General features: G+C 67.8%; 6 protein-coding genes. 2 read left to right on the top strand and 4 right to left on the bottom strand.

The genetic code is table 11. The annotated features are described in order from the left end of the window. Nucleotides 1-98: 98 nt before the first annotated feature. Nucleotides 99-1,367, top strand: coding sequence for a TAXI family TRAP transporter solute-binding subunit (locus tag BLEFHOIH_RS09310; protein ID WP_210191844.1), 1,269 nt, complete (start codon nucleotides 99-101; stop codon nucleotides 1,365-1,367). A 123-nt stretch (nucleotides 1,368-1,490) separates the two neighbouring features. Then, entirely contained in the window at nucleotides 1,491-3,284 is a 1,794-nt protein-coding gene (atzF, locus tag BLEFHOIH_RS09305; RefSeq protein WP_088344645.1) for an allophanate hydrolase, read from the top strand. Between the two features lie 174 nt (nucleotides 3,285-3,458). On the opposite strand, the gene BLEFHOIH_RS09300 is transcribed toward atzF, so the two are convergent. From BLEFHOIH_RS09300 to BLEFHOIH_RS09285, 4 genes are read right to left on the bottom strand one after another with little or no spacing between them, the layout of a single operon-like run. Continuing rightward, nucleotides 3,459-4,175: a GntR family transcriptional regulator gene (locus BLEFHOIH_RS09300; protein WP_088344643.1), complete on the bottom strand. Its 717-nt coding sequence runs from the start codon at nucleotides 4,173-4,175 to the stop codon at nucleotides 3,459-3,461. Beyond that, nucleotides 4,172-4,558, bottom strand: a complete 387-nt coding sequence (hpxZ, locus tag BLEFHOIH_RS09295) for an oxalurate catabolism protein HpxZ (RefSeq protein ID WP_088344641.1) — start codon at nucleotides 4,556-4,558, stop codon at nucleotides 4,172-4,174. Before hpxZ ends, BLEFHOIH_RS09300 begins: the two co-directional genes overlap by 4 nt. Next, the gene (locus tag BLEFHOIH_RS09290; RefSeq protein WP_088344639.1) at nucleotides 4,555-5,946 is read right to left on the bottom strand and encodes an AtzE family amidohydrolase; all 1,392 of its coding nucleotides are present in this window, start codon (nucleotides 5,944-5,946) and stop codon (nucleotides 4,555-4,557) included. The genes hpxZ and BLEFHOIH_RS09290 overlap by 4 nt, the downstream gene beginning before the upstream one ends. A 3-nt stretch (nucleotides 5,947-5,949) precedes the next feature. Further along, nucleotides 5,950-6,141, bottom strand: a complete 192-nt coding sequence (locus BLEFHOIH_RS09285; protein WP_088344637.1) for a DUF4089 domain-containing protein — start codon at nucleotides 6,139-6,141, stop codon at nucleotides 5,950-5,952. Nucleotides 6,142-6,143: the final 2 nt, after the last annotated feature.

The following is a 6,143-nucleotide window of genomic DNA, read 5'->3' as shown; positions in this document are numbered from 1 at the left end:
CAGTGCCGGCCGCGGAAGCCTACCCAGTCGCAAAGACCCCGCCAAACGCTTTCGGGCCAAGCGCTGGCGACTTACGCAACCTTCTCCATGGGGAGAGGGTGGCGCGCGAAGTGCGCCGGGTGAGGGGTTGTTACCTCACGGCTAAGGCACGAACCCCTCACCCTAGCCCTCTCGCCACGGGAGAGGGGACTTGTCTGCGGATTGGATCAAAAGCCTGCGACCGTCACGCTCTCTCGAAGGCGCGCCGTTGGCTCCGCGCCGTCGCCGCTACCTGCCTCGCCCTCGCCGCCTGCCTGCCGGCCGCCTACGCGCAGCCGTCGCCGACCACCACAGCCCAGCCCGTCGACATCAACGACAATACCGTCGGCATCGTCACCGGCACCGTGTCGGGCACCTATATCCAGTTCGCCTCCGACCTCAGCAGCCTGCTCGACAGCCCGGGCAAGCTGCGCATCCTGGCCGTGCTCGGCAAGGGCTCGATGCAAAATGTCGAGGACATCATGAAGGTGCGCGGCATCGATCTCGGCATCGTGCAATCCGACGTGCTGGCCTATATCAAGAAGCGGGGCCTGCTTCCCGACGCCGTCAACCGGCTGCAATACATCACGAAACTCTACAATGAGGAGTTTCATCTGCTGGCCCGCGCCGACATCCGCAAGCTCGAGGACCTGCGCGGCCAGAAGGTGAATTTCGGCACCCAGGGCAGCGGCATCGCCATCACCGCCTCGATCGTCTTCGACCTGCTGAAGATCAAGGTCGAGCCGGTCTATGACGACCCGGCCATTGCGCTCGAGAAGCTGAAACAGGGCGAGATCGCCGCCTGCATCGGCGTCTACGGCAAGCCGGCAAAACTCTATGACGGGCTGAAACCCGAGGACAAGGTCAGGTTCTTGGCCGTGCCGCCGAGCCTGGAACTGAGCGAGATCTATTTCCCGAGCACGCTGACCGCCAGGGACTACCCGAACCTGATCGCCGCCGACGCCAGGGTCGAGACCATCGCGGTCGGCGCGGTGATGGTGGTCTACGGCTGGGAGCCGGGTCATTGGCGCTACAACAAGGTCGCCCGCTTCGTCGATCTGTTCTTCACCAATTTCGAGCAACTGCAAAAGCCGCCCCGGCACCCGAAATGGCAGGAGGTCAATCTCGTCGCCAAGGTGCCCGCCTGGACGCGCTTCCCCGCCGCCGAGGACTGGCTGAGGCGCGCCGTCGCGACCACCGCCTCTCCCGGCAAGTCCGACGGCGACCGTGCCGCCTTCGAGCGTTTCCTGACCGAGACCTCCGGCGGCAAGGCGGCCGGCGGCGACGAGGAAGCGCGCCTGAAACTGCTGCAGGCCTACGACGCCTGGAAGAAGTCGCAGGCGAAATGAGCCGGCGCCGCCGCGCCGCCGCATAAGCGCGCATCGCCTTGCGCGGACATAGGCCCAAAGCTATCTTGGAGCTTCCGGGATGGCCCCTGGCCTCATTCTGCGTCTTGCCGCGAGCGGAGCTTCATGACAGAGACAGCGACAGATCTTGCCGCCGCGCACCGGTCGGGCAGCCTTTCTCCGCGTGACACGATCAGGCGCAGCTTCGCCCGCCTTGAAGCCGCCGCCGATCCGGCCATCTTCATCACCCTGCGCGATGAAGCCGATCTGGTCGCCGAGGCCGAGGCGCTCGGCGATGGCCGCGATCTGCCGCTCTACGGCGTCCCCGTCGCGGTGAAGGACAATATCGACGTCGCCGGCCTGCCGACGACCGCCGCTTGTCCGGGATTCTCCTACCTGCCTGACAAGGACGCTACAGCGGTGGCGCGGCTCAGGGCGGCCGGCGCGCTGATTATCGGCAAGACCAATCTGGATCAATTCGCGACAGGCCTTGTCGGCGCGCGCTCGCCTTACGGCGTGCCGCGCAACGCCTTGCGCGCCGATCTGATCCCAGGCGGATCGAGTTCCGGCTCGGCGGTGGCCGTGGCGCGGGGCATCGTGCCGCTGGCGCTCGGGACCGATACGGCGGGCTCCGGGCGGGTGCCCGCCGGGCTGAACAACATCGCCGGGCTGAAACCGAGCCTCGGCCTGATGCCCGGCTCCGGCGTCGTGCCGGCCTGCCGCTCGCTCGACTGCATTTCGATTTTCGCGCTGACGGCGGCGGATGCCTTCGGCGCCCTGCAGGTGATGGCCGGGTTCGACGCGGCCGATGCCTATTCGCGGGCGCTCCCGCTCGGTGTCATGGGCGCCATCCCGCCGGGATTGCGCGTCGGCATTCCGAGGGCGCAGGATCTGTATTTCTTCGGCGATGCGGATGCGGAGGGCTCGTTCCGCGCGGGCGTCGAACGGCTGCGCATCATGGGCGCGAGCCTTGCCGAGATCGACCTGACGCCGTTCTTCGACGCGGCGGCTCTGCTCTATCACGGGCCCTGGGTCGCCGAGCGCACCGCCGCCGTCTGGGATTTCATCGAGGCGCATCCGGACACGGTGCATCCGATCACCAAGGCGATCATCGGCCAGGGCGCGGCAAAATCCGCCGTCGAGACCTTCCGGGCCATCTACAGCTTGCGGGAAATCGCGCGCGAAGCCGGCCAGACCTTCCGCGATATCGACGCGCTCATGGTGCCGACCATCCCCGGTCCCGTCACCTTGGCCGAGCTGGAGGCGGAGCCGGTCGGGCTGAACACGCGGCTCGGCACCTACACCAATTTCGTCAACCTGCTCGACATGGCCGGTTTCGCCGTTCCCGCCAGCATCGGCGCCGACGGCCGCGCGCATGGCGTGACCTTCCTCGCCCCCGCCGGGCGCGACGCTGAATTGGCCAGCCTCGCCAGCGTCTTCCACGCCCAAACCGGCCTGCCGCTCGGCGCGCTCGGCATTCAGCCGGAGCCGCTGCCTTCGCCATCCGCCGGCCTGCGCGCGGGCGAAGTCGCGGTGGCGGTCGTGGGGGCGCATCTGTCCGGCCTGCCGCTCAATCACGAGTTGAAGGATTTGGGAGCCCGCTTCCTTGAAGAAGCCGCGACCGCCGAGATTTACCGACTTTTCGCGCTCGAGACGCGGCCGGAGAAACCCGGCCTCATCCGCGTCCCGCATGGCGGCGGCGCATCGATCGCGCTCGAACTGTGGGCGCTGAGTTTTGAGAATTTCGGCCGTTTCGTCGCTTCGGTGCCCTCGCCGATGGCCATCGGGACGATCAGCCTCGCCGATGGCCGTCAGGTCAAAGGCTTCCTTGCCGAGACCGAAGCCGTCGCCAATGCCGAGGACATCACGCATTTCGGCGGCTGGCGGGCGTTTCTGGCGTCACTTGCCCACGCGGGCTGAGATTGGATTGGTCTGGCCGCCTCCCAAAACCAACGAAATCCCCGCGAAGGCGGGGATCCAGTATTCACAAACTCGAATTTAGGCTTCTGAACAACCGCTTGCGCTGCGGCGTACTGGATCCCCGCCTTCGCGGGGATTTCGAGATTGGGTCCGTCCGATCTCATCAGACCCTTATCAAACGCCCTGCAAAAACGTCTCATAGGCCGCGTGCACCGTTTCGATGTGGCAGCCCATGGCGGCGGCGGCCTCGGCGCGGCGGCCGGAGATGATCGCCTTCACGATCGCCTCATGCTCGCTGTAGGACTCTGCCAGCCGGCCCATCGTCGTGAACTGCGCCCGGCTGAAAGGGGCGATGCGCGAGCGCGTCTCGGTGGTGATCTTTTCCAGATAGGCGTTATGCGTGCCGGCATAAATGGCGAGGTGGAACGGGATGTTCAGCTCATAATAGCGCAGCGTGTCGCCCTGCCGGACCGGCGCCAGCAGCGCCACGTGCAGCCGCTCCAGCTTGCTGCGCTCGGCCTCGGTCATGCGCTCGGCGGAGAGCCCCGCGCAGATCATCTCCAATTCGCCCAGCGCCTCGAACATGCCGACGAGCTGATGCCGGTCCGGCCGGGCGACCACCGCGCTGCGATGGGGCCGCGCGTCGACCAGACCGCTCGCGGCGAGCAGGCGGATCGCCTCGCGCACCGGGGTGCGGGAGACGCCGAAGCGCTTGGCCAGCTCCATCTCATCCAGCGTGCTGCCGGGCGCCAGGGCGCCGCGCACGATCTCGTCGGAAATCCGCAGGCGCAACCGCTCGGCCAGCGTCTTCGCCGCGCCCGGCGCGCCGCGCTCGGCCGGCTTGCGCTCACGCTTTTTACGGATGGTCAGGTCAGCGGGGGAAGGCTTCATCCGGTCCGGTCAATGAGGCTCACATGGGCGGCGACGATCTTCCATTCGCCGTCGAATTTCACCCAGCTCTGCATTTGCCGCCCGATCTTGCCGGAATTGGCGGCGCGGTGAAACAGCGTCGAGGCGATGGCGAAGTCGCGGCCATAGGTGGTGATGACGGTGCGCGACAGGTCGCGGGCGAGGCCCTCGGGCGAGCGCCCCGCGCGGAAGGCGGCGATCTCGGCAAAGCCATAGAGGTTTTCGCCGCCGCCATAGCGGATGGTGCGCGGATCGTCGCGGAACAAGGAGTCGAGCGTCTGCACGTCGTTGCTGACGAGCGCTTGTTCGTAGCGCTCGAAGGCTGCGCGGACCTCGGCCACGATCTCGGGCAGATCGACGATCATGCGTTCTCCATCGGCCGGGGCGCGGCGGCGATGCCGGCTTGTTCGAGGGCGTGGGCCGTGCGGAGCGCCAGGTCTTCACGCCAGGGGGCGGCGATGATCTGCACGCCGATCGGCAGCGGCTTCAGCGGCACCGGCACGGCGACCACCGGCAGGCCGATAAAGGAGATCGGCTGCGTATAGAGGCCGATATTCGGGCGCACCGGCAGCTCGACGCCGTCGATGACGAAACTCTGCTGGCCGATCAGCGGCGCGGTGCAGGGGGTTGCCGGCGCCAGGATGATGTCGACGCTCTCGAACAGTTTCAGCACCGCGTCGCGATACCAGCGCCGGAATTTCTGCGCCTCGGCGACCAGCGGCGCGGGGATCAGTGCGCCGGCGGTCAGGCGGTCGCGGACGGCGGGGTCGAAATCGGCAGCGCGATGGCGCAGGCGATCCAGATGCAGGGCGGCGCCTTCGGTCGCGGTGATGACATAGGCGGCGCTGCGGGCGCGTTCGGCCTCGGGGATGATGATCTCCTGGGTCACGCCCAACGCGTTGGCAACGGTTTCCAATGCCGTCAGCGCCTCCGGATAGGCCCCGCGCTTGAACCAGTCGCCCGCGACGGCAATGCGCAGGCCCTCCGCGCCTTGCTCGAGCAGGGAAACAGTCGGCTCGGCGGGGCGGTCGGCGCAGGCGGGATCGCCGGGGTCATAGCCCTGCATGGCGTCATAGGCCAGGGCGAGGTCGAGCGCCGAGCGCGCCAGGGGGCCGAGATGGTCGAGGCTCGCGACGAAGGGGAAGCTGCCCGCCCGCGACAGCCGACCATAGGTCGGCTTCAGCCCGAACAAACCGCAGAAGGAGGACGGCACCCGGATCGAGCCATTGGTGTCGGAGCCGAGCGCCAGCGGCACGAAGCCCGCCGCGACCGCCGTGCCGCTTCCCCCGGACGAGCCGCCGGACATGCGCGACGGGTCATGCGGATTGCGCGAAGGTCCGTCATGCACGTTCTCGCCGGTGAAATCATAGGCGTATTCGCCCATGTTCAGCGCGCCGACGAGGACGGCGCCGGAGGCTTCGAGCCGCTGGATCAGCGGGGAATCGGCCGTCGCGGGCACGCGGTCGCGGTTGATTTTGGAGCCTGCCAGCGTAGGGAGTCCGGCGACATCGAACAGGTTCTTGACCGCGAAGGGCACGCCCGCCAGCGGCAGCGGCGTTGCCTGCGCGGCGCGGTTCTCATCGACGGCGCGCGCCTTGGCCAGCGCCCGGTCCGCCGTGATCGCGGTAAAGGCGTTGAGCTGCCCGTTGCCCGCAGCGATCCGCGCCAGCGCCGCCTCCGTCACGGCGACGGCGGTGGTGTCCCCGGCGTTGACGGCGCGCGCAATGACTCCGGCTGTATCCCAATCGGTCATGGCTCAGGCCCTGAAAATCGGAGCGGGTTCGGACTCGTCCGGCAGGGCGAAGCCGGCGACCAGCGCGCCATGGCCGAGCGTGACCTTGAGATTGGCGCGGATGGCCGGCAGCCGCGAGGCATCGATCGGCAAATCCAGCGCCTTCGCCCCCGCCTCGATCATGGCGTCGAGCCCCTTATCGTCGATCTCGCTCATCT

Origin of the sequence: Rhodomicrobium sp. R_RK_3 (genome assembly GCF_002198715.1) — a bacterium.
Classification (GTDB): domain Bacteria; phylum Pseudomonadota; class Alphaproteobacteria; order Rhizobiales; family Rhodomicrobiaceae; genus R-RK-3.
This window is presented reverse-complemented; position numbering and strand designations above follow the sequence as displayed.